Origin of the sequence: Macrococcus sp. DPC7161, from assembly GCF_004117835.1 — a bacterium.
Classification (GTDB): domain Bacteria; phylum Bacillota; class Bacilli; order Staphylococcales; family Staphylococcaceae; genus SDSC01.
Window position 1 is genome coordinate 15,019 of record NZ_SDSC01000004.1, and the last position, 25,487, is coordinate 40,505.

At 33.3% G+C, this 25,487-nt stretch carries 28 protein-coding genes; 21 read left to right on the forward strand and 7 right to left on the reverse strand.

Annotation, left to right across the window (positions count from 1 at the left end; translation table 11 throughout):
- Window positions 1-39: 39 nt before the first annotated feature.
- Window positions 40-1,476 carry a 6-phospho-beta-glucosidase gene (locus ER639_RS06810; protein WP_129065029.1) on the forward strand — a complete coding sequence of 479 codons (1,437 nt, stop codon included), beginning with the start codon at window positions 40-42 and terminating at the stop codon, window positions 1,474-1,476.
- Window positions 1,477-1,508: 32 nt separating this feature from the next.
- Here ER639_RS06810 and ER639_RS06815 read toward each other — a convergent pair whose 3' ends face one another.
- Both ER639_RS06815 and ER639_RS06820 read right to left on the reverse strand, forming a co-directional pair.
- Window positions 1,509-3,578 (reverse strand): RecQ family ATP-dependent DNA helicase, encoded by a 2,070-nt coding sequence (locus tag ER639_RS06815; protein ID WP_129065030.1) that lies wholly within the window; start codon window positions 3,576-3,578, stop codon window positions 1,509-1,511.
- Window positions 3,579-3,772: 194 nt separating this feature from the next.
- Window positions 3,773-4,717, reverse strand: a complete 945-nt coding sequence (locus ER639_RS06820) for a TDT family transporter (protein ID WP_129065031.1) — start codon at window positions 4,715-4,717, stop codon at window positions 3,773-3,775.
- A gap of 157 nt (window positions 4,718-4,874) precedes the next feature.
- On the opposite strand from ER639_RS06820, the gene ER639_RS06825 reads away from it, so the two are divergent.
- Entirely contained in the window at window positions 4,875-5,576 is a 702-nt protein-coding gene (locus ER639_RS06825) for an HAD family hydrolase (RefSeq protein ID WP_129065032.1), read from the forward strand.
- Window positions 5,577-5,586: 10 nt separating this feature from the next.
- Here ER639_RS06825 and ER639_RS06830 read toward each other — a convergent pair whose 3' ends face one another.
- Window positions 5,587-5,895, reverse strand: a complete 309-nt coding sequence (locus tag ER639_RS06830) for a hypothetical protein (protein ID WP_129065033.1) — start codon at window positions 5,893-5,895, stop codon at window positions 5,587-5,589.
- A gap of 133 nt (window positions 5,896-6,028) precedes the next feature.
- Here ER639_RS06830 and ER639_RS06835 point away from each other — a divergent pair, with 133 nt between their 5' ends.
- The 11 genes from ER639_RS06835 (at window position 6,029) to ER639_RS06885 (ending at window position 16,562) form a co-directional block, all read left to right on the forward strand.
- Window positions 6,029-7,111: an NAD(P)/FAD-dependent oxidoreductase gene (locus tag ER639_RS06835; protein ID WP_129065034.1), complete on the forward strand. Its 1,083-nt coding sequence runs from the start codon at window positions 6,029-6,031 to the stop codon at window positions 7,109-7,111.
- Window positions 7,111-8,670: a nucleoside recognition domain-containing protein gene (locus ER639_RS06840; RefSeq protein WP_164993385.1), complete on the forward strand. Its 1,560-nt coding sequence runs from the start codon at window positions 7,111-7,113 to the stop codon at window positions 8,668-8,670. Before ER639_RS06835 ends, ER639_RS06840 begins: the two co-directional genes overlap by 1 nt.
- A gap of 48 nt (window positions 8,671-8,718) precedes the next feature.
- Entirely contained in the window at window positions 8,719-9,198 is a 480-nt protein-coding gene (locus ER639_RS06845) for a hypothetical protein (protein ID WP_129065036.1), read from the forward strand.
- A gap of 187 nt (window positions 9,199-9,385) precedes the next feature.
- Window positions 9,386-10,348: a LacI family DNA-binding transcriptional regulator gene (locus ER639_RS06850; RefSeq protein WP_129065037.1), complete on the forward strand. Its 963-nt coding sequence runs from the start codon at window positions 9,386-9,388 to the stop codon at window positions 10,346-10,348.
- Window positions 10,349-10,362: 14 nt separating this feature from the next.
- A complete protein-coding gene (rbsK, locus tag ER639_RS06855; RefSeq protein WP_129065038.1) occupies window positions 10,363-11,226 on the forward strand; it encodes a ribokinase in 864 nt (287 codons plus the stop codon).
- Window position 11,227: 1 nt separating this feature from the next.
- On the forward strand, window positions 11,228-11,623 hold the full coding sequence (gene rbsD / locus ER639_RS06860; protein WP_129065039.1) for a D-ribose pyranase: 396 nt from the start codon (window positions 11,228-11,230) through the stop codon (window positions 11,621-11,623).
- Window positions 11,624-11,635: 12 nt separating this feature from the next.
- A complete protein-coding gene (locus ER639_RS06865; protein ID WP_129065040.1) occupies window positions 11,636-13,120 on the forward strand; it encodes a sugar ABC transporter ATP-binding protein in 1,485 nt (494 codons plus the stop codon).
- Entirely contained in the window at window positions 13,113-14,054 is a 942-nt protein-coding gene (locus ER639_RS06870; protein WP_129065041.1) for an ABC transporter permease subunit, read from the forward strand. The genes ER639_RS06865 and ER639_RS06870 overlap by 8 nt, the downstream gene beginning before the upstream one ends.
- Before the next feature lie 25 nt (window positions 14,055-14,079).
- Window positions 14,080-14,988 carry a D-ribose ABC transporter substrate-binding protein gene (locus ER639_RS06875; RefSeq protein WP_129065042.1) on the forward strand — a complete coding sequence of 303 codons (909 nt, stop codon included), beginning with the start codon at window positions 14,080-14,082 and terminating at the stop codon, window positions 14,986-14,988.
- 330 nt (window positions 14,989-15,318) lie between these two features.
- Entirely contained in the window at window positions 15,319-15,963 is a 645-nt protein-coding gene (locus ER639_RS06880; protein ID WP_129065043.1) for a DUF805 domain-containing protein, read from the forward strand.
- A 128-nt stretch (window positions 15,964-16,091) separates the two neighbouring features.
- Complete coding sequence (locus ER639_RS06885; protein WP_129065044.1) at window positions 16,092-16,562, forward strand: hypothetical protein; 471 nt, start codon at window positions 16,092-16,094, stop codon at window positions 16,560-16,562.
- 40 nt (window positions 16,563-16,602) lie between these two features.
- Here the strand turns inward: ER639_RS06885 and ER639_RS06890 are convergent, their stop codons facing one another.
- Both ER639_RS06890 and ER639_RS06895 read right to left on the reverse strand, forming a co-directional pair.
- Window positions 16,603-17,328 (reverse strand): glucosamine-6-phosphate deaminase, encoded by a 726-nt coding sequence (locus ER639_RS06890; RefSeq protein ID WP_129065045.1) that lies wholly within the window; start codon window positions 17,326-17,328, stop codon window positions 16,603-16,605.
- A 40-nt stretch (window positions 17,329-17,368) separates the two neighbouring features.
- Window positions 17,369-17,797: a 6-pyruvoyl trahydropterin synthase family protein gene (locus tag ER639_RS06895; protein WP_129065046.1), complete on the reverse strand. Its 429-nt coding sequence runs from the start codon at window positions 17,795-17,797 to the stop codon at window positions 17,369-17,371.
- Between the two features lie 136 nt (window positions 17,798-17,933).
- Between ER639_RS06895 and bioB the strand changes: the two genes are divergently transcribed.
- From bioB to ER639_RS06910, 3 genes are all read left to right on the forward strand, one after another.
- Window positions 17,934-18,890 (forward strand): biotin synthase BioB, encoded by a 957-nt coding sequence (gene bioB, locus ER639_RS06900; protein WP_483306232.1) that lies wholly within the window; start codon window positions 17,934-17,936, stop codon window positions 18,888-18,890.
- Window positions 18,891-19,010: 120 nt separating this feature from the next.
- Window positions 19,011-19,493 (forward strand): DUF805 domain-containing protein, encoded by a 483-nt coding sequence (locus ER639_RS06905; RefSeq protein WP_129065048.1) that lies wholly within the window; start codon window positions 19,011-19,013, stop codon window positions 19,491-19,493.
- Window positions 19,494-19,685: 192 nt separating this feature from the next.
- The gene (locus ER639_RS06910; RefSeq protein WP_129065049.1) at window positions 19,686-20,603 is read left to right on the forward strand and encodes a G5 domain-containing protein; all 918 of its coding nucleotides are present in this window, start codon (window positions 19,686-19,688) and stop codon (window positions 20,601-20,603) included.
- An 83-nt stretch (window positions 20,604-20,686) separates the two neighbouring features.
- Here the strand turns inward: ER639_RS06910 and ER639_RS06915 are convergent, their stop codons facing one another.
- Window positions 20,687-20,989 (reverse strand): hypothetical protein, encoded by a 303-nt coding sequence (locus tag ER639_RS06915; protein ID WP_129065050.1) that lies wholly within the window; start codon window positions 20,987-20,989, stop codon window positions 20,687-20,689.
- 95 nt (window positions 20,990-21,084) lie between these two features.
- Here ER639_RS06915 and ER639_RS06920 point away from each other — a divergent pair, with 95 nt between their 5' ends.
- From ER639_RS06920 to ER639_RS06940, 5 genes are all read left to right on the forward strand, one after another.
- Window positions 21,085-21,594, forward strand: coding sequence for a DUF805 domain-containing protein (locus ER639_RS06920; RefSeq protein ID WP_129065051.1), 510 nt, complete (start codon window positions 21,085-21,087; stop codon window positions 21,592-21,594).
- 96 nt (window positions 21,595-21,690) lie between these two features.
- Entirely contained in the window at window positions 21,691-23,166 is a 1,476-nt protein-coding gene (locus ER639_RS06925; protein ID WP_129065052.1) for a malate:quinone oxidoreductase, read from the forward strand.
- 52 nt (window positions 23,167-23,218) lie between these two features.
- Window positions 23,219-24,007: a GNAT family N-acetyltransferase gene (locus ER639_RS06930; RefSeq protein WP_129065053.1), complete on the forward strand. Its 789-nt coding sequence runs from the start codon at window positions 23,219-23,221 to the stop codon at window positions 24,005-24,007.
- 4 nt (window positions 24,008-24,011) lie between these two features.
- On the forward strand, window positions 24,012-24,506 hold the full coding sequence (locus ER639_RS06935; protein ID WP_164993386.1) for an NUDIX domain-containing protein: 495 nt from the start codon (window positions 24,012-24,014) through the stop codon (window positions 24,504-24,506).
- A gap of 73 nt (window positions 24,507-24,579) precedes the next feature.
- Window positions 24,580-24,819, forward strand: a complete 240-nt coding sequence (locus ER639_RS06940) for a hypothetical protein (RefSeq protein ID WP_129065055.1) — start codon at window positions 24,580-24,582, stop codon at window positions 24,817-24,819.
- A 192-nt stretch (window positions 24,820-25,011) separates the two neighbouring features.
- Here ER639_RS06940 and ER639_RS06945 read toward each other — a convergent pair whose 3' ends face one another.
- Entirely contained in the window at window positions 25,012-25,467 is a 456-nt protein-coding gene (locus tag ER639_RS06945; protein ID WP_129065056.1) for a GNAT family N-acetyltransferase, read from the reverse strand.
- Window positions 25,468-25,487 lie beyond the last annotated feature (20 nt).

Sequence of the window (25,487 nt, forward strand, 5' to 3'; positions counted from 1 at the left end):
GAGATATGATATTGGTATCAAAATGATCGGAGGACGGTTATGTCTAAATTAAGTAAAGATTTCTTATGGGGTGGTGCATTAGCTGCACATCAATTTGAAGGTGGCTGGAATCAAGGTGGTAAAGGCCCATCTGTTGTAGATGTATTAACGGCTGGTGCACATGGCGTGCCAAGACGTATTACTGATGAGATTGAAGCGGATGCATTTTATCCAAATCATGAAGCCATTGATTTTTATTCACATTACAAAGAAGATATTGCATTATTTGCTGAAATGGGTTTGAAAGTATTAAGAACTTCAATTGCATGGACACGCATATTCCCTAATGGTGATGAAACAGAGCCGAATGAAGCAGGTTTACAGTTTTATGATGATGTGTTTGATGAATTATTAAAGCATGGTATTCAGCCTGTTATTACGTTAAGTCACTTTGAAATGCCACTCCATTTAGCACGTGAATATGGTGGGTTTAGAAATCGACAAGTAGTAGACTTTTTTGTACGTTTTGCTGAAGTGGTATTCAAGCGTTATCAACATAAAGTGAAGTATTGGATGACGTTCAATGAAATTAATAATCAAATGGATGTTAATAATCCATTATTCTTATGGACAAATGCTGGTATTCAAGTAGAGCAGGGTGAGGATGCACGTGCGGTAATGTATCGCTCAGCACATCATCAATTGCTTGCGAGTGCAAAAGCAGTGATTGTAGGTAAAAAAATCAATCCAGAATTTAAAATTGGTGCGATGGTATCTCATGTACCTGTGTATCCATATTCTTGTGATCCTAAAGACATTATGGCAGCTGAAATTGCCAATCGTGAACGATTCTTCTTCCCTGATGTGCATGTAAGAGGGAAGTATCCAAACTATGCGTTAAAAGAATTAGAAAGATTAGGTGTTTCATTACCGATTGAACCTGGAGATGAAGCGGTTTTAGCGGAAGGTACAGTGGATTATATCGCATTCAGTTATTACATGTCGACAGCTGTGAAACATGATGCAGTTTCAGATACAACGAGCATATTAAATGGTGGATTAAAAGGTGGCATCGATAATCCTTATTTAGAAGCATCGGATTGGGGCTGGACGATTGATCCAATTGGTTTGAGATATGTGTTAAATACTTTGTATAATCGCTATCAATTACCGTTGTTTATTGTTGAGAATGGCTTTGGTGCCATTGATAACATTGAAGCAGATGGCTCAATTAATGATGATACTAGAATCAATTACTTTAAGTCACATATTGAAGCGGTGAAAGAAGCAGTCCTTACAGATGGTGTAGATTTAATCGGTTACACACCTTGGGGCATTATTGATGTTGTGTCATTTACAACAGGTGAAATGAAAAAACGCTACGGCATGATATATGTTGACCGTGACAACGAAGGGCATGGCAGCATGCAAAGGATGAAGAAAAAATCATTTGAGTGGTACAAACAAGTCATCGCATCAGATGGTGAAATATTGTAATAAAAAATGGATGAGCATGCTCATCCATTTTTTTATTCTCCATTTCCGATGTTCACAAGGGCGAATGGGTAAACTGTTTTAGCTTGTGGAAGGAGTTTTGAAGCACAGACAGTCATTGTCCATTTAGAATTAATCATTGAATCGATAAGTAAAATATTTTTACCTTGTATATCTACTCGTTCATCAAGTTGTATTGTATTTTGAATGTTTTGTTCTTGCATAATTGAATTGAGCATTTCTCTTTGAATATGACCTGGATTAGTTTTAATGAGTGGCTCTAAGTATTGTAATTGATACGTATTTGCAATGTGCTTTGCAAGTGTACTGACTAATTGTGGCTGCCTTAAGTTTGGCACAGGCACAATGGTATCAATTTGATGTGTTTGTATTAAATCTTTTAAGAATGTTTCAATAGTTTGGACAGTTTTTTCAGAATAGCTGCCATTGGATGCTTCAATCATCATTCGTGTACCTATTGGTGAGTATGGATCTGATGTAAAAGTCCAACCGGGTTGATATTGCAATGAATCATCTAATTTTTTATTGTTTGACCAACGTTTACGTGGCAATATTTCACCGTGCAATTTATTTTTATATTGGGCTGCTTTTTCTATGTAACTGCTTTGTTTGTCTAATGTGATAAATTGCCTGTTTCTACAATGCGCGCATATACCACATGTTTCTTTTAAATCAGGTGCATCGAGTTCTGTTGCGATGAATTTCATATAACAGCCATCGTAGTTAATAAATCTTTTTAAATTTGCAAGTTCATCTAAACGAGATTGATTTAATTGTTCTTGTGTCTTGCTATGATGTGCTATGTCAAAATGCTTATTTGGATTGTTCACATATTTGCGTTTATTCATCAAAATATATTCATGAACAAATAAATATTTCAAGACTTCACTTAGCTTAGAAACATTTAAATTAAAATGCGGTAATAAGTCATTTCGACCGAGACCTTCTGAACTTTGATTGATTAAATCTAAAATTTGAGACAGTAACATTGGATCTTTATTAGAAGACTCGATGAATGACTTTAATATTTCATCATCCTCATCACCATGCAATAAAATTGCAAGTGCAGGTTGACCATTACGACCCGCACGGCCAATTTGTTGATAATAAGCAATTAAATTTTGAGGGAGTTGAAAATGAATTACAAAACCAATATTTGATTTGTCATAACCCATTCCAAGTTTAATAGTTGCAACAATTACACGTGTTTCACCAGAATGAAAGGATTCTAAGATTTCCTCGGAAATATCCTCTCCAAATGCATTTTTCACACCAGAGTAATATGCCACAGCATCCACACCATTTTGATTTAAAAAGTTGGCAACAGATTCACACTCTTTTTTCGTTAAACAATAGATGATCCCTTGAGATTGACTTAAAAATGGATGGCTTGTCAAAGCATCTGTAACAAATGCAAGCCGTTCAACTTTAGATTGAGATGGATTAACTTGGATGGAAATATTATTTCTCATCAAATCGCCACGAAATACTTGTAAGTCATCTCCAAGTTGTGCCTTAATATCAGCGATGACGCGATCATTCGCTGTTGCAGTCGTTCCTAATATTGCTATATGATCAGGTAAATCCTTTATTAGATTTACGATACGCTGATAATCAGGCCTAAAATCATGCCCCCAATCAGAAATAGAGTGTGCTTCATCAACAACAATCAGTTCAATATTTTGTATCTGGGATAACGCTTCAATGAATCTAGGATCTGAAAGCTTTTCAGGAGAAACAATAATGGCATCAACCAAACTCAGATTTTCATAGATTGCGTCCCATTCCGTACGATTGTTACTATTAATGCTTACTACATCTAATCCTAATTTACTGGCGGCATCAATTTGATTATGCATTAAAGCGAGTAGTGGGCTAATAATTACAGTAGGACCAGCACCTTGTTCACGTAAAAGTTTAGTTGCTATAAAATAAACAATCGACTTACCCCAACCGGTCTTTTGAATAACCAATGATTTTTGTTTGTGTACTACAGATAAAATGGCCTCTAATTGACCCTCACGAAATGTACTATTAGGACCATATGAATCTTTCAATAAAGTAATGGCACGTTCTTTAAACATCGTATCTCCTCCAATATTAATATTATTGTAAGGTTATTTGGTTTGTTTTTGAAATCATATGATGTTAGAGTGTGTTTCGGGGCCATTTCGAGGTGCAAAAAGAGTCCGAAGTGTGTTTCTGGGACATTACGCGTCCAGTTATGAGTCATAAATGAAAATATGGGACACAACTTCTATCGTTGTGTCCCATAAAATCATTTGATTAATGTGATGCGTGCATGATTGATTTGTTTGTATAGGAAATATATATATCTACAAAGGACATAAATGACCATGGTAAAGCATAATATGAATTTAAAAAGTATACCTATCCACATGATACTTTGTATAAAATCAGGAAATAACTGCATTTGATATACACTCAATGATACAGTTGCACTGATCACAAGTGGAAATGTAAATGCTGAGTAACTTGGATAAAACGGTAATCTTAAAAGTTTAGGTAAGTGTATCACCGCAATCCAATAACATGTTTGTGATAGTACATAAAACAAGATGACGAATAATTGGTTTTTATGATCAATTACTGCTAAATAACCTGCTAAGCATAATGAACCAGGTGTGGATAATATTGTAATTAAAGGTTTCATCATATCTTTTAAGTCTTTTTTGATGAGTATTTTATAAAGTATAAATGGTAGTAATACTAAATAGCCAATTACAGATAGCCATAACATCCATTGTCCGAGTAGCCACTGATTAAATATTGGTGAAGTAGTCGTGATGACACCAAATCCTACAAATGGAATGAACCAACTTGGAAATAAGTCGTTCATAGTGATTCTTTTTAATGCGTGTCTCTTTATAAATAGGATAGATAGATACGTATGAAAAATGATTGCAATCAACCAAATGATTGCTGCTACCACTGGCATGAAATCATGTAACAAAACGGCACTCATCATAATAGACATACTGAATGTCGGTGAAACACTTAATACCACTGGATTATCTAATTGTTCATAAAAGTTATCATGTGCAAATATATATTTCGCTATCAATAAGATTTCTATACCCACCGCAATACCAATAAATAGATTGTAATAAGGTAATTGATGTGTTTTTAAAAAGATGCCACATGAAAATAATGCGAGCATTAAGCCACTCATCGGTACTGGAATGACATTCAATTTATTCATAATTTGTCACCTACTTTATTAATACCTCTATCGTATCAGTCATTGAAGCATTAATAAATACTTTGTTATAAAGTTCACAAATGCGTCATTTTAAAATAAAATAGTGTGATGTTTGCGTTATTTTTTGATATGTTACACTGTATGTTGAGGTGATACCATGTACAAATTAGTTTTATTCGATAAAGATGGCACGTTGTTAAATTTTGAAAAAGTTTGGCTTGCTGTTGGTATTAGGTTTGTTGATGATTTTATTGAGCATTTTAATGTGAGTGAAGATCGACTAACACTTCAACGCAAGATTGGGATAGATGGGAGAAAGATTAATCCAAATGGTGCACTTGCGAGCGGTACTGCAAAAAGCTATATAAAAATATTAAGTCAATATACGCAGGAAGCATCGTTACAAACATGGATTGACAAACAAATGAAATATTACGCACATCAATATGCGAACCGATTTGAAATGATTGAAGGTACGGATAAGATAATAAAGCAATTGAAGCAAGATGGTTATATGGTAGGTATGGTAACGAATGATGATTTAGCGAGTTCAAAGCGTTTTTTAGATCAATTTGATTTGTTGTGTTACTTTGATATTTTAATAACAAATGATAGTCAACCTCATCAAAAGCCTGATGCACGTGTGTTAATTCCTGCTTTAAAATACGCTCGTGCAGAAGAAATCATTATGATAGGCGACACACCATCTGATATATTGTTTGGAAAGCAAGCAGAAGTTGGATTAACAATCGGTGTGTTAAGTGGTACTGGAGGACAATCTGATTTAAAGGATGCCGATTTGATTATAGAAAGTGTTGACGCAATTTATAAAGGTGATTATATATGGAAAAAAGACTAGGTGAATCATCCTAGTCTTTTTCGTATTTATGTAAAATTTTATCCCACTTTTCAATCATTTGATTATCTGAAACACGCTTGAATTTCATTTTCTTTTTAGAAATAGGCTGTTCTTTTCCATAGTCATCCATTGGGGCAAAACCGCTACAAAAATCAATAATTGACACATCAACAATGAGTTCATAAACATTGCCATTGTCTACAAGGATATATTTATGAACTTGAGTATTAGGTTTTACTACTTTTTTATAGTTACTAGTACTTATGTATTTATAGATTTCATTTGTCTTTCCAGTGATGCATTTATTGGATGTATACATGGAAAGGCCACCTATAAATTGTGTGCTATTTTTAATATTATTTTATCACATTTTAAAGCGATACAATTTGCCAAATGACAAAGCGAGTAATATAATTTCTTAATAGTAATTATTACGGTTTAAGGAGTTAAAGATGATAGCTATTATAGGTGCTGGACCCACAGGTATCGGTTTGGGTTATTTATTAGAACAATTAAATGTGAAAGATTATATGATTTATGAACGTGAAACGGTTGGTGAATCATTTTATACTTGGCCAAAGGAAACGAAATTAATTACACCAAGCTTTAATGGACATGGTTTTGGTTTATTGGATTTAAATGCGATTATGCCCGACAGTTCTCCCGCATTTACTTTAAAGCAAGAACATATTAACGGTGAACGTTACGGTGAATATCTTCAACTCATTCAGTCTCAATTTGAAATCAATGTCACTGAAGGTTGCGAGATAGAAGCGATTGAACCACAAGATAAAGGCTTTTTATTGAAGTCAAATCAAGGAGATATTGAAGCGGATCATGTTATTTTAGCGTGTGGTGAATTTAATACACCAAAACGTTTATTTGATTATGGTATTCATTATGCGGATGTTGAAACTTGGAAAGATATAGAAGGCGAACGTATTATTATCGGTAGCGGTGAAAGTGCGATGGATGCTCTCATTAACTTGAACAAGCAAGGTGAACGCGTATTATTGATTCATCCAGAAAAATCACTCGTTTTAAATCATCATGATCCTTCTCAAACCATTAGTCCATATACGAAAGAACGATTATTATCGGTTAATCCTGAATTAATCCGTGTGATCAATAATAAGCGCGTTACGAATATTTCATTCGATGGCACTATGTATGATGTGACGTTAGATGATGGTGAAGTCTTTAGTACGACAAATGAACCAATCACTTGTACAGGATTCCATACGGTACCACCTGTATTTCAACAGTTATTTGAAATGGAAAATGGCTTAGCGAAACTTACTGAATTAGATGCTTCTACAAAATTTCCTGGGCTATATTTATGTGGACCGGGTGTTCGTCAATCAGATGTGATTTTCTGCTTTATTTATAAGTTCAGACAACGATTCTTAGTTGTGATTGAGGACATTTTAAAATCAATGGGCATTGAAGTGGATGAAGAAGTAAAGTCGGATTATATAAGACAAAATATGTACTTAACAGACTTGTCATGTTGTAATACGGAGTGTCAATGTTAATGAAAAAAGTACTTTTGATTGGATTAGAATCAAGTGGGAAAACATCACTCGTTAATAAATTGAAAGGCTTAGATCATGTTGCCATCAATGTGCGTGGATCGACGAAGACGTATGATAAACATCAACTTGAAAGTTATGAAATACTAGATACACCTGGTTTCAGATTAGGTGACCAGTTAGTGATTCATGAAATCTTACCGAAATATTTATTAGAGGCGGATGAGATATGGTTAGTCGCAAGAGGACCAGAATTGAATGCATCGATGAAAGCCTTTGATGAGATTGTTGCACGATATGAATTACAACATTTAAAGTTCAGATTGTTTATTACGTTTAAAGATAAAGGTGAAATCATCGAGTTTGATGAACGACTACCTGTTGAATATTTAGATTTAACGAAAGAAGTACCGACATTGCAAAATGAAGCGATTGACTATAAAGCACTGAAGCTTGTTAAAGCCCCACCCTCTCAGTCAATTTCATATCCGAATATATTGAAACAAGTCATCGCATTCATGCTCGTGGGCTTACTATTTGTTGTGCCTGTTTATATCAGTTATAAAATTTCTCAATTTTTAGAGCCGCTTTATGATGAATATATTTTGGCACACTTGCATTTTAAACATGAAACATTATCAACCTTATTGACTGGTCACTATGGCTTACTTTCTATCGGTGTATTTTCGATCATTTGGGCATTGCCTGTTGTGATTTTATTAACACTCACGACAGAGCTTTATAATGAAATAGGGATTAAGGACTGGATTACAGATGCATTGGATCCATTAATGCAAAAAATCGGCTTAACAGGTGCAGATTTATTACCGGTTATAACAGGGTTTGGCTGTAATGTTGTTGCGTTAGAAGAAACGAAATCTTGTTTTGTTTGTACGAAGAAAACATGTATTTCAGTCATCGCATTTGGTTCGGCTTGTTCATACCAACTCGGTGCAACATTGTCAGTTTTATCTGCGAACCAGCATTTTCATTTGTTGTTGCCATATATTTTGATACTAAGTATTGGGACAATCATACATGCAAAGTTATTTCAACAGAAAATGAAAGTGCCAAGACTTACACCGAGACAAGTATATTTAAAGTGGCCAAAGTTAAGCACCATCTTAAAAAGAAGTTGGCCATCGTTACATATGTTTTTCACACAAGCATTGCCTATTTTCTTCATCGTATGTATCGTTGCGAGTGTATTAGAAGTGTTCTCGATTCTCAATACGCTAAATCAATTCTTAGGCCCAATACTTGCGACGATTGGTTTAAAAGCAGCTTTTGCACCTGCAATTCTTGCAAGTATCATACGAAAGGACGGTATTCTTTTATTAAATTCAGAAGCAATGCATACGTCTCACTATGATGATATTTCAATTTTAATTGCATTGATAATTTGTAGTACTTTAACACCGTGTTTAGTGACGATGTTAAAGATTAAACAGTTACTTGGTACAAAAGAAGCGATAAAAATATTAATGAAACAAGCGACGACATCGTTGTTACTTGTAGTTTTATTATTAAGTTTAAGATCACTTTTACAATTTGTTTTGTAAATATGTTACAATTAATGATACATTTGCATTTAATAGGAGCGTGGTGAAATGACGTGGATACAACAATATTTACAATATTGGAAAAACACATTCAATTTAAAAGGTTTATCAACTAGAAGCCAATTTAACACACCAATTATTATCAATACATTGATTACTTTAATTTTATTGCCATTAATCACAAAAGTATTCGGAAAAGATTTATTTGTCGTGGCGAATTTTTGGAACATTTATATCGTTACATGTACGATGAGCGTATTGTTTGTACTTGTAACCATGATTCCGAATTTCGGGATGTTTTATAGACGCTTAAAAACAGTAGGTAAAAATGAGGATTTTGCATTATTTTATGCACTCGCACCCTTATTGTGTTTTATGTGGTTCTTTTTTATGATCATTGTAGGACAGGGATTATCAGGTGATATGTTTTCAATTGGTACAATCATCTATTTAGTGATATTGTTTGGACCAATCGTTTACTATATCTATAATGTCATTCATTTAATGTTCATAAATGACGGACAATAATGAATGACTATTTATATTTTTTAAGCAAGCAATATAATGAGTAAAAACAAGACATGATTAGTTTCATGTCTTATTTTTTTGAAATTTCTATAATAATTTTGTCACAAAGCCGCAAAAAAATATTTATTGTAAACGCTTTATTAACGTGATAATATTTATGTAAACGATTACACAAAGGAGAACTATGATGGCAACCATTAAAGATGTAGCGAAGGCCTCGGGTGTTTCAGTTGCAACTGTTTCAAGGGCCATTAATAACTCAGGTTATGTGCATGAAGACACTTTGAAGAAAATTAATGAAGCTGTAGCTAAACTTGATTATAAACCTAATGAAACTGCACGCGCATTGTATAATAAGCAATCAAAAATTATAGGCTTATTGATACCTGATATTACAAATCCATTCTTCACACTTGTTGCACGTGGTGTCGAGGATACGGCATTAGAAAATGGCTATCACATCTTTATAGGTAATAGTGATCAAAAGAATGATAAAGAAATAAAATATATCGATACGTTCCAGCAAAATAATTGTGTAGGGTTTATTTCTTCAGCATTACAATTAGAAGATTCAAAGAAATATGTTGAAGCTTCTGGAATGAAGCACGTAATGCTAGATCGTTTAAATGAAGCACCATTTTCTGTAGAAGCGGATCATTATAAAGGTGGTCGTTTACAAGCAGAGTGTTTAGTGAATCAGGGCTGTCAAAATATATTGGTTATTAGTGGCAATCCAATTTATAGTTCTTTTAAAAAGCGTTTAGATGGAACTGTTGATTATTTAAAACAAAATGATGTCTCATTTTCAGTGTTAAGAAAATCTTTAGAGTCTATCAACGAAATGCTATTGGATGAAATTAATTACCATAAATATGATGGGATTATTTGCTATAACGATTTGATTGCCATTCATGTGATGGGTGTATTACAGAACAATGGCATTAAAGTTCCTAATGATATTCAAGTAGTTGGATTTGATGATATTCAAATTAGTAAATACACATTTCCAAGTTTGACGACTGTAAGACAACCTGCTTATTTTCTTGGCAAGATTGCATGTGAGCAGCTATTAAAGATTTTAAAAAATGAGCCAGTTGAAGCCCAAATCAAAGTGGATGTTAGTTTAATTGAAAGAAATAGTACGAAATAGAACGGAGGATTATTATGCGCGAAATTTATGTAATAGGCAGCATGTCGATGGATTTAGTTGTACAAAGTGAAAAGCGACCAGCAAAAGGTGAAACGATTTTAGGAGATCACTTCTTTATGACAACAGGTGGTAAGGGGGCAAACCAAGCTGTAAGTGCTGCTCGACTTGGTGCGAATGTGCATATGGTTGGATGTGTCGGTGATGATACATTTGGTGAAACAATCGTTAAGAACTTGGTAGACAATGGTGTTCATGTGGAGAATGTGGAAACGATTCCACAATGTGCAAGTGGTACTGCGCATATTACACTTGCAGATCATGATAATTCTATTATCGTTGTGCCAAGTGCAAATTTTAAAGTGACAAAAGAACTAGTAGATCAAGTGTTCAAAAGTATGAAAGATGATGCCATTATTTTAATTCAAAATGAAATTCCTAAAGACGTAACTACATACATTATTGAATCTGCTTATGAAAAAGGCATTACAGTCGTTTACAATCCAGCACCATTCATAGAAATGGATGTTGAATTACTCAAAAAAGTAACTTATTTCACGCCGAATGAAACAGAAGTTGAAGCTTTCTTTGGAAGTGATTATGAAAGTATTATTCAAGATTATGATAAACAATTAATTGTAACGCTTGGTGATAAAGGTGCGGTATTTTATGATGAAGCATTGATTCATGTTCCTAGTATTAAAGCAGATGTTGTAGATACAACAGGTGCTGGTGATACATTTAACGGTGCATTTGCAGTTGGTTTAAGTGAGGGCATGAACATTCAAGAAGCCATTCAATTCGCGAACAAAGCAGCAAGTATATCAGTGACAGGTTTAGGTGCACAAGGTGGTATGCCTTATAGAAAGGATATGAATTAACATGTATAAAACAGGCATTTTAAATAGTGAGATTTCAAAGGTTTTAAGTGATTTAGGCCATACTGATGAAATCATCATTGCAGATTGTGGGTTACCAGTACCAGAAGGAGTTAAGAAAATTGATTTAGCTGTTGTGCATGGTTTACCAAGTTTTATGGACGTACTTAAATGTGTAGAACAGCATATGGTGATTGAACATATCACGCTTGCAGATGAAATAAAAGTACAAAATTTGAAAACATTAGATTCAATAAATGATTTATTTCCAACAACAGAAGTGGATTTCATCTCGCATGAAGCATTCAAACAAAAATCTCAATCTTCAAAAGCAATTATTAGAACTGGTGAAGCAACACCGTATGCCAATATTATTTTAAGAAGTGGTGTGAACTTTTAAGGAGGTGGCATAATGATTGAAATGAAAAATATCCATAAAGCATTTGGTGAAAACCAAGTACTTCGTGGTGTTGACTTTAAGTTAAATAATCAAACTGTCCATGCGTTAATGGGTGAAAATGGAGCAGGGAAATCTACGTTAATGAATATATTGACGGGGATTCATACGAAAGATCAAGGTGAAATTTTTGTTGATGGCAATGCTGTTCAATATAAGTCACCTAAAGCTTCTGAAGCGGATGGCATTCAATTTATACATCAAGAATTAAATATTTGGCCTGAAATGACGGTATTAGAGAATTTATTTGTTGGTAAAGAAATTCGCAATAAGTTTGGCATGTTAAATGAAAAGCAAATGAAACAAGAAGCATTAAAGGTATTTAAACGTTTAGACTTTCAATTACCACTTCATAAGCCAGCTGGGTTATGTTCTATTGGAGAACAACAAATGATTGAAATATCTAAATCCTTAATGACAGATGCAAAAGTCATCATCATGGACGAACCTACAGCGGCGTTAACAGAAAAAGAAATTGATAGATTATTTGTGATGATTAATCAATTAAAAAGTGAAGGCGTTAGCTTCGTCTATATTTCACATCGAATGGATGAAATATTTAAAATTTCTGATGAAATTACAGTCATGCGTGACGGCACGTCAGTAATGAGTAAGAAGACAAGTGACACAAACTATAATGAACTTGTTCAAGCAATGGTTGGCCGTAGTTTAGATCAACAATTTCCTGATCGTGCTACATCACCCGAAGAAGTCATCCTTGAAGTTAAAGGTTTGAGTAATGAAATCTTTGGTATGGAGGGCATTGATTTCAATTTAAGAAAAGGGGAAATATTAGGATTTAGTGGCTTGATGGGTGCTGGTCGAACTGAAATTATGAGAAGTTTATTTGGCCTTGATAAAGGACAAAAAGAAGTGAAGCTAAATGGACAAACCATTCATATAAATGGTCCTACAACAGCGATTAATCATGGATTTGCATTTATTACAGAAAACAGAAAAGACGAAGGACTCGTATTAGATGCTTCCATCAAAGACAATATGTCGTTAGCCAATTTAAAAAGCTTTTCTAAATCAGGTGTCGTATTAGAAAAACCACTTGATGAATTTGTAAGAAGGATGCAAGAAAGACTTTCAATCAAATCAGATAAAAATTTAAGTGTATCTTCTTTATCTGGTGGGAACCAACAAAAAGTTGTACTTGCTAAATGGGTCGGTAATGGTCCTAAAATTTTAATACTTGATGAACCTACACGAGGTATTGATGTAGGTGCTAAACGAGAAATTTATCAATTGATGAATGAATTAACCAATAGAGGTATATCCATCATTATGGTTTCCTCTGAAATGCCTGAAATTATTGGTTTATCAGATCGAGTATATGTACTGCATGAAGGAAAGATTACAGGTGAACTTCAAAAAGAAGCGATTACACAAGAAAATATCATGATATTAGCCACTGGAGGCGAATTAAATGGATAAAACATTAAAACAAAAAAGCAATATACTAGAAAAGCTTGGTCCATTACTTGGTTTATTAATTTTGGTTGTGGTCATTACGGTATTAAATTCAAGCTTTATCGCACCAAGTAATATTTTTAACTTATTACGACAAGTATCAATTAATGGCTTGATTGCATTTGGGATGACCTTTGTTATTTTAACTGGTGGTATTGACTTAAGTGTAGGTTCAATCCTTGCTTTATCAAGTGCATTAACTGCGTTAATGATTACAAGTGGCATTGATCCAATGATTGCTTTGTTACTTGGATGCATTATCGGATTACTTTTAGGTGCGATTAACGGGGCATTAATTACTTTTGGTAAAATGGCACCTTTCATTGCAACATTAGCAACTATGACAATCTTCAGAGGATTAACATTGGTCGTAACAGATGGTAACCCAATTACAAACTTAGGGGATAATTTATTATTCCAAATGTTTGGTAAAGGTTATATGTTCGGCATTCCTGTACCAGCAATTACGATGTTAGTTGTATTTGCAATTCTTTATTTCATTTTACATAAGACTGTTTTTGGTAAAAATACATATGCTATTGGTGGTAACGAAAAAGCAGCTTTTATTTCAGGGATTAAAGTAAACAAAGTAAAGATTATGATTTACTCTATCTCAGGTCTAATGGCAGCTTTAGCAGGTGCAATTTTAACATCAAGATTAAACTCAGCACAACCAACAGCAGGTACTGCTTATGAATTAGATGCCATTGCTGCTGTAGTATTAGGTGGAACTAGTTTAACAGGTGGTAAAGGTCGTATTTTCGGTACATTAATTGGTGTATTAATTATTGGTGTACTAAACAATGGTTTAAATTTATTAGGGGTTTCTTCGTTCTATCAACAAGTAATTAAAGGGGTTGTAATTTTAATCGCTGTGTTGTTAGACCGTAAAAAATAAAAATGATTAAAAAGGAGTGTTTTAAATGAAAAAGTTTTTGGCATTATTTTTAGTATTGGTATTAGGGCTTGCTGCATGTAGTTTAGAAAGTCCTGATAAAAAAGGATCTAGTAAATCAGACAAGGCAAACAAAGACATTACAATTGGTGTAAGTTTATCAACATTAAACAATCCATTCTTCGTTGCTATGAAAAATTCAATTGAAAAAGAAGCAAAAGCAAACAACTTCAAAGTAAAAGTAGTAGACGCACAAGATGATTCAGCAAAACAAGCAAATGATATTGATGATTTAATTCAACAAAAAGTTGATTACTTAATCATTAACCCAACAGATTCAAGTGCAATTTCAGCTTCTGTTGAAAATGCAAATAACGAAGGAATTCCTGTTATTACTTTAGACCGTTCTGTTGATAAAGGTAAAGTAGCACAATTTATCGCTTCAAACAACGTTGAAGGTGGTAAAATGGCAGCAGATTATGTTGTGAAAAAAGTTGGAGAAAAAGCTAAAGTTGCAGAATTAGAAGGTGTACCAGGTGCGAGTGCAACTCGTGAGCGTGGAAAAGGATTCCATGAAGTAGCAGATAAAAAATTAGATATTGTGACAAAACAAACTGCTAAATTTAACCGTGCAGAAGGCTTAAACGTAGCACAAAATATGTTACAATCTCATCCAGAAATTAAAGCAATCTTTGCACACAACGATGAAATGGCTTTAGGTGCAATTGAAGCTTTAGGTAACAAAGATATTTTAGTAGTTGGTTTTGATGGTAACGATGATGCATTAAAGTCAATCAAAAATAAAAAATTAGATGCAACAATCGCGCAACAACCTGGTTTAATGGGTGAAGAAGCGGTTAAATCAATCTTAAAACTTAAAGATGGTAAGAAAATTGAAAGTGAAATGAAAGTACCTTTAAAATTAATTGAACAATAATAATATTATGAGCGGCTAGTATTGATTAAATACTAGCCGCTCGTGTGTTAAAATATAGTAAATTAGAAATCTTTACAATTGAAAATTGAGAAAATCATGAAGTAGTGGCACTCAAAATAAATCTGAGTGCCACAACGCTGACAAAAGTTGAGGAATTTTGAAGTAGTGGCACTCAAAATGGATCTGAGTGCCACAACGCAGACAAAAGTTTTGGAATTTTGAAGTAGTGGCACTCAAAATAGATCTGAGTGCCACAACGCTGACAAAAGTTGAGAAATTTTGAAGTAGTGGCACTCAAAAATGATCTGAGTGCCACAACGCAGACAAAAGTTGAGAAATTTTGAAGTAGTGGCACTCAAAATGGATCTGAGTGCCACAACCGACAATTACCAACAACAACACACAACCACAAAATATGAAATGAGTGATTTTTTGAAACTGCTACGATATTTAATAGGTGTTATAAAAGAAATCGGTTTGATATACCTTGAGTTTTGGAAATATGCTTTCAAAATTACTGGTCGTGCGACTTGGGTAGATTATTGGGGGCCAGTGGGTTTACATTATATTTTTATACCAAGATTATTAAAGTATTTAGATTCGATAATGCCTTTAACTATAAAGATAAACGACACGCACTTTAATGTAATACCTTGCATTGTTTGGCTAATATTAATGGTGCCTACTTTTACATGTGGTCTGAGACGTTTGCATGATATGGATTATAGAGGTTTTTGGAATGTGTTTACACTTATCTTTCCATTGTCATTAGCAGGTTTTAATTTATTTCCTATAGGAATATCCAATGATCAAAATCCATCTATACTCGGAGTTATTGGCACTCTGATTTTTGGTGTGCTGTCATTCCTGTGTATTGTAGTGACATTTGCAAAATTAGGTATAGGGACAAGAGGGCCGAATCGATATGGCCCTGCTTATCGTGACTACAATCATTCACAAACTAATATTCAATAACGCGTTAAATTCAATAAGAACAGCGGATTACTGCGCTTATTTTGTTTGTGAAATTTCAAAAGATTATATTCAAATCATTCATAAATAGGTTTATAATGTGAGTGATAATGTTGATGGGGGTTAAGCTTATGGTGAATTGTCCAGATGTTTTAAACAAGAAAGTGATTAAGCAAATGAAAAAGGGAACTTATGCAATTAACGGAGTTCACTTTGGTGATACTTATGAAACTTTAAAAATGGCTTGGGGTACACCGACTCAAAAAAATGTAATTGCACCAAGTAAAGTAGATTGTTATCACGAATACCCACATCAAGTACTTTGTGTTTTTAAGGGAAAAGCGAAGTGGAAAAGGCGCAAGTTTAAATTGTATGCGATTGACTTTAATGAAGTGCCAAATGATTTAACAGAATGCCAAGTTGTGAAAAAATGGGGCAAACCTAAAAATGAACACAATATGTCTGTAGATGAGGCTTTTGGGGTAAAGCGCTATTGTTATAAAAATACGGTTTTTAACTTTGATGAAGATGGACATTGTATAGGTATATCATATATTAACCGTAAATTAGAAAAGAAAAAATGGTTTATAGATGATTTGTAATCAAAAATAAGGGAGAGACATTCAATGTCTCTCCCTTATTTTAGTTCAAATATTCACCAATTGTTTTATCAACTATGATTTCTACATTTGGATGTGTTAATAGAATAGATGCTGGTATATTTTCATCCGGTGTTGTCATTTTGCTAAGTTCAATAATAATGTCTTTTTTTGCTTCACCGAAAGCCAGTAAAATGATTCTTTTTGCTTTCATGATGGTTGAAATACCCATAGAAACCGCTTGTTTAGGTACTTCATTGATGTCTTCAAAAAATCGTGCATTGTCTTGTATAGTTGTTTCAGATAAATCAACGACTCTTGTAATACTATTAAATGGTGTATTCGGTTCATTGAATCCGATATGTCCATTACGCCCAATACCTAAAAGTTGAATATCAATGCCACCTAATGCATCAATTTGTTGATCATAAAGACTTGGATCTTCTTGATGTTCTTTTTGGTATGGAAAGTGGGTTTGCGCACTATCAATCCCAACTTTATCAAAAAATAATGTTTTCATGTAAGCGTGGTAGCTTTGTGGATTTTCTGATGTTATTTCATAATATTCATCTAGGTTAAATGTGTTTAGTTTCTTAACATCAATAGGGTTTTCATTGATCGATCCTGACAGTTTTTCGTAGAATGTGCTCATCGTGCCCCCTGTTGCAAGTCCTAGTACACTGTTTGGTTGTTTCTTTATTTGTTCGTAAAAAATGTCGCTTGCATATTTTGAAGCGGCTTCTTTTGTTTCGAATACTGAAATTTTCATACGCTCAACTCCTTACAAGTCGAGTATACCAAGTTCATTTTTAAAGCTCAAATAAATACATGTTTTGTTCGTTAATTGTCACACTATGCGATTTTGTTTCATAAAGTGTCACTGAATGAACACTTGCGTTTTTGTCTAAATAACGAGAAAAAGATTGATAAATATAACTAGCGATATTTTCAACAGTTGTGTTAAATGGTAGCATTTCATTTAATATTGGATTGTTTAACTTTTTAGCCAAATCATCATGATAGTTTTGTTCGATTTTATAAAAATCGATGCCTAAACCATATTCATCCACAGGTGATTGAATGCTCACTGTAAAATGATATGCGTGATTGAATAAATCTTTATGTTTTCCATTTGGAAAGAAGATTCGATTATTCGTCGTAAATTGAAATGATAAATTGAGTAATACTGGCTGCTGATTATTATTTGTTGGTTTGGTCATTTGAATATGATTTAGCATATAACACCTCCTAATGATAGTGTATCACGGTAACTTGTTATGGTGTTTTATTAAAAATAAATTGTTAACTAATTTTTATTTTAGGTTTACAATAGGTTGTTAAATCGCTATATTTATGATGTAGAGGGGGATGAACATGTTAGCAGAGCGAATAATCAATGGATTATTATTAACAAAAGAAGAAGCATTTCAATTATTAACAAATGAGGCAATGGATACTTATGATTTATTGCATGAAGCTTATAAAGTGAGACGTCACTATTTCGGTAGAAAAGTGAAATTGAATATGATTTTAAATGCGAAAAGTGGCATTTGTCCTGAGGATTGTGGTTATTGTGGGCAATCAAAACTCATTACAGATAAAGAACGTTATCACTTAGTGGACGAAGAAAAAATTAAAGAAGGTGCAACTTTTGCACATGAAAATAAGATCGGCACATATTGTATTGTAATGAGTGGACGTGGTCCTAGTGATAAGGAAGTCACACATATTACAAGTGCTGTTACAGATATTAAAGCGATGCACCCACAATTAAAAATTTGTGCATGTTTAGGCCTTGCTAATGACAAACAAGCTAAAGCGTTAAAAGCTGCAGGTGTGGATCGTTACAATCATAATTTGAATACGAGCGAAAATTATCACGATGAAGTCGTGACTACGCATAGCTATCAAGATCGTGTGAATACTGTAGAAATCATGAAACAAAATCATATTTCTCCATGCTCAGGTGTCATTGTTGGCATGGGTGAAACGAATGAAGACATTATTCATATGGCCTTTGCACTTAATGAGATTGATGCAGATAGTATTCCAGTAAATTTCTTACATCCTGTAAAAGGGACAAAGTTTGGCAATATGGATGACTTAACACCTGAACGTTGTTTAAGAATATTAGCAATGTTTAGGCTGATTAATCCATCAAAAGAAATACGTGTTGCAGGAGGGCGTGAGGTCAATTTAAGATCACTTCAACCTCTTGCATTATATGCTGCCAATTCAATTTTTGTTGGAGATTATTTAATTACAAACGGACAACCTAACGCAATGGATTACAAAATGCTTGAAGATTTAGGATTTGAAATAGATGCTTAAAAATATATATTTACATGTATAAACATATGTAAATAAACTTTTATTATTAAGGTAGGATTAAGGTTAATTTGGAATGATTCCTGTTAAAATGAGAGATAGTTAATTTTTTAGAGGTGTAACATGGAACAAACAATGACAATGCGTGAAGCATTTTTAGCTTACTGGACAAAGGCATTTATCTTTACTGGACGTGCGAGAAGAAGAGAATATTGGTTAAGTTTTTTAGCAAATGTTCTTTTATTATGTTTAATATCAGCAGTACTTGGTGTTACTGCAAGTCTATTGCATTTAGGCAATGGATTGATGTTTTGGTTTATGACGATTTATTCAATCATAACGGTCGTTCCCAACGCTTCGATTCTAGCAAGACGTTTTCATGATGTAGATATACATGGAAAATATGCAGTAATCATCACATTTGTATTCTTTATATATGATATGTTGGATACATTTAATGTTCATTTCCCATTACCTGAGTGGGTCAATATCATCCTATTTCTAACAGCTTTTATGACGATTATTACAATTTTTTATATTACAGTAAAGGATGGTATCAGTGGACTGAATACTTATGGTGAAGATACTAAAATGCAATCCAATTAAAACAAAGTGATATGTTTTCACTTTGTTTTTTTTGTATTGAAATGGCATTCAAGTGGAAAATATGGGAACAAAATTGGATATAATTTTAAAAATAATCGTGTAAAATGTAAGTGGGTGTTGTATAATTAATAAACTAACAATAGAATTGCTTACAATATTTACTGTTAGAAATTCACTCTGAGGGAGATTTTTATGAAAAATTTAATAAAAGTAACTTTAGCAAGTGCGGTCGTATTATCATCAGCGGCGATTACAACGAGTCCTGTAGATGCTGCAAAAAGCAATGTAACGTATAAAAACATTGATAAGAAAGTAGTCGTGAAGTATAAAACGGTTAAAAAAGCAGATGCGAACCTTTTAGAAGGTCAATCACGCGTTGTATCAGGTAAAAATGGTTATAAAATAAAAGTTTATAAATACAAATATAAAAATGGTAAATATGTAAGCAGAACGTATATTAAAACAAAAAAATCAGTAAGTCCTAAATCTAAAATAGTATATGTAGGGACTAAAAAATTCGTAGATCAATCACAATTTGCAAATATTAAATTAGAGTCAGGCGATGTGAAATATAAAAAAGCATTATCAACTCAAGCCTATTCAGCATTAACAGGAAATGATATTGCAGCTTTTAATGCAGGTGCGGTGATTAACACTGACGTATTGAATGCAGAATTCAATAAATTATTCAATGCAGACCGTAAAGCACACGGCTTAAAACCAGTGAGCTACTTACCATCATTACAAGCAGGATCAGATTTACGTGCTATGGAATTAGTAACAAATGCACCGAAATTAGAAGCACAAGGTAAATCAACATTAAGTCATATCAGACCAAATGGTGCATACCCAAGTACAGCATACAAAGGTATTACTGGTAAATATTTATTTGGTGAAAACATCTTATTATACAGCTATCAAGGTAACCCTTATACACTTGTTTCTGAAAAATACATTGCAAGTCGTGTATTCACTCAATTTAAAAATAACGATGCACATTACGAAGTGATGTTGCGCCCATTCTACACTAAGAGCACTATTTCTGTGAAGTTAGGTAAAAGAAGCGGTTATAATGTTATTTATGCAACACAAGGATTAACTTCTCAATAAAATAAATAAACCGGACAAGCATCAATTCGAATTGTTACTTGTCCGGTTTTTATTTGTGATTTACACTTTTCTTTAGTTTTAAATCAAGAAGAAATGAATTCAAAGTGGTATTGTGGCAATGCATTTTGTAGTTGCTTTGTTAAGAATAATCCTTCTTCGTTATGTGCATCGAGTAATGGTAAATTTGCTTCTATGATTTCATCGGTATCAAAGTCTAGCCATTCACCATATTTATTAATCCATTTAAAACACTTTGTTTTTAATGCTTCATCTAATTCAAAATCTTCAATATCTAAATTATAACCACACGTATGACACCATATCGGATCAGCACCAAAATCAGCTTGAACGTCAATTTTTGTCAGATTAGTACATTTACAATACATAAGCCACCTCCATACTGTCATTTTAAATCATTTTTAAGGTTATTTTAAGCTTATTTTTGATTGATTTATGCTAATCTATTTAGCGAGGTGATTGAATGGAACAAACGATTGATATCAAAAATGCCTACAAATTGTTTTGGAAATTATCATTTCGTATGAGTGGCAGAGCCAACCGTTTAGAATTTTGGATTCCTTGTTTAATTAACTTTCTAATAAGTGCTGTTTTATTTGCACTATTAACAATTATTGATGCGTTATTAGGTTATTCTGCTAAAGAAACATCGTTGTTTAATGATATTGTTTCTTATGGTTTTTCAATCATAGTATTACCACCATCAATCGCTGTAACTTCAAGAAGATTACATGATATCAATATTAATGGATGGTGGGGTTTGATTCCTAATTTATTATTATACATTTATCTTATTGCTGTTGTGTTTGAAGTATATTATTGTTTAGCACATCCACACTTTTTAGATGATACATTTGTAGTTATAAATATCATTGGATTAATATTAGTGATCATTATCTATATTGTTTTTATCATATTATTGAGTTTAAAAGGACAATCGCATCCTAACAAATATGGTGATGTGAGACATTAGTGTATCCGGTTTCAAAAAAATCATGTAACCCCTATCATAAACATAATAAAATGTCTATAATAGTAATATAATGACTTGAAAGTTGAGGGGTTTAAAGTGCAAAACGGGTTAGAAAAAAGTGATGTCATATTAATTGGTGGCGGAATTATGAGCGCCACTTTAGGTGTGTTATTAAAAGAATTAGATCCAACAAAACAAATTAAAATGTTTGAAGCATTAGAAGAACCAGCTTTAGAAAGTTCAAATGCATGGAACAATGCTGGGACTGGGCATTCAGCATTATGTGAATTAAACTATACACCACAAGATAAAGCTGGGAATGTAGATATTACAAAAGCCATTCGTATTAATGAACAATTCCAAATTTCTAAACAATTATGGGCATATTTAGTACGCACAGGCAAATTGAAAAATCCAAGTCAATTTATTAAAGCAGTACCGCACTTAAGTTTCGTACAAGGGGATGCGAATGTAGATTTCTTACATAAGCGTTACGAAGCTTTAAAGGATAATCCATTATTTAAAGGCATTGAGTATACAGAAGATCATGAAAAAATTAAGTCTTGGGTACCTTTAATGATGGAAGGTCGTAGTTCAGATGAGAAGATTGCATTAACAAAAATTGATGCAGGAACAGATGTGAACTTTGGACAATTAACAAAAGATTTATTCGAAGTATTAGAACAATCAGGTGCAGAACTGAACTATAACCATAAAGTAACAGATATCAAACAAGTAGAAGATGGCTCTTGGCAAGTAACAGTTTTACATCAAGGTAAAAAGTCAGTACACAATGCGAAGTTTGTATTTATCGGTGCGGGTGGTTATTCATTACCATTACTACAAAAGACAGGTATTAAAGAAAGTAAACATGTTGGTGGCTTCCCTGTAAGTGGATTATTCTTAGTGTGTAAAGATGAGAAAATTGCTAACCAACATTTAGCGAAAGTTTATGGTAAAGCAAAAGTCGGTGCACCACCAATGTCAGTACCACATTTAGATACAAGATACATCGATGGTAAACGTGCATTATTATTCGGACCATATGCAGGATTTAGCCCAAAATTCTTAAAGACAGGTTCATATTTAGATTTAATCAAATCGGTTAAACCAAACAATATTATTACAATGCTTGCATCTGGCGCGAAAGAAATGAAATTAACACAATATTTAATTTCACAAGTATTACAATCTAACGATAAACGTATCGAAGAATTACGTGAATTTGTACCTAATGCAAAAGCAGAAGATTGGGAAATTGTTGTTGCTGGCCAACGTGTCCAAGTCATTAAAGACACAGAAAAAGGCCGCGGCACACTACAATTTGGTACAGAAGTTATTGCGAATGAAGCGGGTACAATCGCTGCGTTATTAGGTGCATCACCAGGAGCATCAACAGCAGTACATGTTATGCTTGATGTAATGAACAAATGCTTTAAATCAGAAATGTCAAAATGGACACCTCAAATTCAAGAAATGATTCCGTCATACGGTAAAGCATTGTCAGAACATCCTGAGTTATTTGAACAAATCAATAAAGACGTTGCTAAAACACTTGAAATTAATGAATAAATTTAAAATAAACACGGGGACCGTGTTTATTTTTCTATATAGAGGTGATGGGATGATTAGAAAACTAACACAAGCAGATCATGAGAACGTGATGACATTGGTAAGTAAAAAACCAGCAGAAAATTTATTTATTATTGGGGATATCGAAATTTACGGATATGACAATGATATCCAAGAATTATGGGGTGAATTTGAGGGTAGTTCATTAAACGCAATCATGTTGCGTTTTGGAACGAATTTCATACCATATGCCGAAGGAGCATTTGATGCACTAGGATTTGCAAATCTTTTTTTACAACATGAAAAAGGCATTGAATTATCAGGGTTAAAGCATATTGTAGATCAACTGGCAGCATACATTCCATATGAAAGAATAAGACATATTGATACATACTATGCCGAATGTAAAACATTACTAATAGAAGAAAGTACAGAACATATTGAACCATTACAACCGAAAGATTATGCAGAAAATGTTGAAATGTTGCGTAGTATTCCAGAGTTTTTACATAGTGATGCATTTACGGTAGAAAGTAAAGAAAGAGAAGTACGAGACGGATTAGGTCGAACATATGTGATGTTTGAAGATGATGTTATGGTTTCAAGTGCATCAAGTTCAGCCGAAAACTCAATGTCAGCAATGATTGTAGGAGTCGGTACACGTCCAGGATATGAAAAACGCGGATATGCGACTAAAGTCGTGTATCAATTAACGAAAGATTTAATAGAAGAAGGTAAATCAGTATGTTTGTTTTATTCTAATGAAAAAGCTGGACGCATCTATAAGCGCATTGGTTTTGAAGACATCGGCATGTGGACGATATATAAATTTAAGAGGTGATGGGATGGAAATTTGGGATGGTAGGTTGAAGGATGATACATTAGCGCGTGTTGATTTAATTCGTGATGAAGTGATTCCTGATGGATTATATCATGGTGTAAGTGAAATTATTGTTAGGCATATTGATGGTGACTTTTTAGCTATGAGAAGAAGTTCGAATAAAACATATGGTGGTTTGTATGAAATCACAGCGGGTGGTAGTGTTTTAAAAGGTGAAACTTACGAAGAAGCTGCGATTCGTGAGGTTTTTGAAGAAACAGGGGTTATCACCAATAAAGTCCAACCACTTTATACGGTTTTACATGAAGATTATCATACGATTTTTCATGGATTTTTAGTGGAAACAGATATGAATAAAGAACAAGTAACATTGCAAAAAAATGAAACGGATCATTATTTATGGATTAAAACGAATGATGTGATTGATTTCTTAACAACGTCACCTCATGGTCAATCTTTCCACCAAAGAACTTTAAATGCACTTAAAAATATTTTATAAATATTTTTCATTTCACTTAAATTTCACTCTTCTTTTGTAATATAGTCTTATCAACCAAAAGGAGAGATTTAATATGAAAAAATTATTAGCAACATCATTAATCGCAGTAGGCGCTTTAACAATCGCATCAGGAGTAACAGATGTACATGCTGCAACAAATACAACTTCAAATACAACTACTAAAACAACGGATGCAGCAAAGACTAAGGATACAACAAAAGAAAAATCACATCATGAGCATGGTCAAAATCAAAATCGTCCAGCACCTCAACAAGGTCAAAGTCAACAAGCACAACAAACTCAACAACGTTAATTATTGAAAACCTGATGCATTTGCATCAGGTTTTTATTGAATATTTTTTGTATCCTAATTGTATTTTCATTAAAATTTCATTTTTCTAGGGTATATTATAACCATGAAGTAATCAGCCGAAAGATTATTTTTCATGAAACCTCCCAATGAAATAAATGACGCCTCACTTATGCCGAAAGTGAGGCGATTTTTTTATATTTCTTTTTTCATTTTTACAAATTCATGCAAAGTGCTGTAACTCATCATAAGTACATCATCATAATGCGTAAATCCACAGCGTTCATACACTTTCATCGCGCGTTCATTAAATGATACGACAGCGATATCAATGATCATAACTTCTGGATATTGTGTTTTGATGAAGTGGATAGCATTTTCAACAAATTGTTGCCCATTCCCTTGTCCAGTTTTATCAGGTTTCATTCCTAAACCTAAAGTTGCAATGTTGTCTTCTACATGAATTTCATATAAACCAATCAGCTCGTTGTTTTCGTATACTGAGTAAAAATACTGAGTGCGGTAATTTTCATTTAATATTTCGAGTTCATATTGTTCTGGATTTGGAAAGTTGTAGAAGTCATAAGGTTCATCATATTGCCACTTTATGATTTCTAATGCTTCATTTTTCGTCATTGTTTTGATTTGCATTGAGAAGCTCCTTATTGATA

What these genes read in the sequence shown, in the direction of transcription:
- ER639_RS06810 (WP_129065029.1), top strand. Translation starts at nt 40, where the DNA reads ATGTCTAAATTAAGTAAAGATTTCTTATGGGGTGGTGCATTAGCTGCA.
- ER639_RS06815 (WP_129065030.1), bottom strand. Translation starts at nt 3,578, where the DNA reads ATGTTTAAAGAACGTGCCATTACTTTATTGAAAGATTCATATGGTCCT.
- ER639_RS06820 (WP_129065031.1), bottom strand. Translation starts at nt 4,717, where the DNA reads ATGAATAAATTGAATGTCATTCCAGTACCGATGAGTGGCTTAATGCTC.
- ER639_RS06825 (WP_129065032.1), top strand. Translation starts at nt 4,875, where the DNA reads ATGTACAAATTAGTTTTATTCGATAAAGATGGCACGTTGTTAAATTTT.
- ER639_RS06830 (WP_129065033.1), bottom strand. Translation starts at nt 5,895, where the DNA reads ATGTATACATCCAATAAATGCATCACTGGAAAGACAAATGAAATCTAT.
- ER639_RS06835 (WP_129065034.1), top strand. Translation starts at nt 6,029, where the DNA reads ATGATAGCTATTATAGGTGCTGGACCCACAGGTATCGGTTTGGGTTAT.
- ER639_RS06840 (WP_164993385.1), top strand. Translation starts at nt 7,111, where the DNA reads ATGAAAAAAGTACTTTTGATTGGATTAGAATCAAGTGGGAAAACATCA.
- ER639_RS06845 (WP_129065036.1), top strand. Translation starts at nt 8,719, where the DNA reads ATGACGTGGATACAACAATATTTACAATATTGGAAAAACACATTCAAT.
- ER639_RS06850 (WP_129065037.1), top strand. Translation starts at nt 9,386, where the DNA reads ATGGCAACCATTAAAGATGTAGCGAAGGCCTCGGGTGTTTCAGTTGCA.
- rbsK (WP_129065038.1), top strand. Translation starts at nt 10,363, where the DNA reads ATGCGCGAAATTTATGTAATAGGCAGCATGTCGATGGATTTAGTTGTA.
- rbsD (WP_129065039.1), top strand. Translation starts at nt 11,228, where the DNA reads ATGTATAAAACAGGCATTTTAAATAGTGAGATTTCAAAGGTTTTAAGT.
- ER639_RS06865 (WP_129065040.1), top strand. Translation starts at nt 11,636, where the DNA reads ATGATTGAAATGAAAAATATCCATAAAGCATTTGGTGAAAACCAAGTA.
- ER639_RS06870 (WP_129065041.1), top strand. Translation starts at nt 13,113, where the DNA reads ATGGATAAAACATTAAAACAAAAAAGCAATATACTAGAAAAGCTTGGT.
- ER639_RS06875 (WP_129065042.1), top strand. Translation starts at nt 14,080, where the DNA reads ATGAAAAAGTTTTTGGCATTATTTTTAGTATTGGTATTAGGGCTTGCT.
- ER639_RS06885 (WP_129065044.1), top strand. Translation starts at nt 16,092, where the DNA reads ATGGTGAATTGTCCAGATGTTTTAAACAAGAAAGTGATTAAGCAAATG.
- ER639_RS06890 (WP_129065045.1), bottom strand. Translation starts at nt 17,328, where the DNA reads ATGAAAATTTCAGTATTCGAAACAAAAGAAGCCGCTTCAAAATATGCA.
- ER639_RS06895 (WP_129065046.1), bottom strand. Translation starts at nt 17,797, where the DNA reads ATGCTAAATCATATTCAAATGACCAAACCAACAAATAATAATCAGCAG.
- bioB (WP_483306232.1), top strand. Translation starts at nt 17,934, where the DNA reads ATGTTAGCAGAGCGAATAATCAATGGATTATTATTAACAAAAGAAGAA.
- ER639_RS06905 (WP_129065048.1), top strand. Translation starts at nt 19,011, where the DNA reads ATGGAACAAACAATGACAATGCGTGAAGCATTTTTAGCTTACTGGACA.
- ER639_RS06910 (WP_129065049.1), top strand. Translation starts at nt 19,686, where the DNA reads ATGAAAAATTTAATAAAAGTAACTTTAGCAAGTGCGGTCGTATTATCA.
- ER639_RS06915 (WP_129065050.1), bottom strand. Translation starts at nt 20,989, where the DNA reads ATGTATTGTAAATGTACTAATCTGACAAAAATTGACGTTCAAGCTGAT.
- ER639_RS06920 (WP_129065051.1), top strand. Translation starts at nt 21,085, where the DNA reads ATGGAACAAACGATTGATATCAAAAATGCCTACAAATTGTTTTGGAAA.
- ER639_RS06930 (WP_129065053.1), top strand. Translation starts at nt 23,219, where the DNA reads ATGATTAGAAAACTAACACAAGCAGATCATGAGAACGTGATGACATTG.
- ER639_RS06935 (WP_164993386.1), top strand. Translation starts at nt 24,012, where the DNA reads ATGGAAATTTGGGATGGTAGGTTGAAGGATGATACATTAGCGCGTGTT.
- ER639_RS06940 (WP_129065055.1), top strand. Translation starts at nt 24,580, where the DNA reads ATGAAAAAATTATTAGCAACATCATTAATCGCAGTAGGCGCTTTAACA.
- ER639_RS06945 (WP_129065056.1), bottom strand. Translation starts at nt 25,467, where the DNA reads ATGCAAATCAAAACAATGACGAAAAATGAAGCATTAGAAATCATAAAG.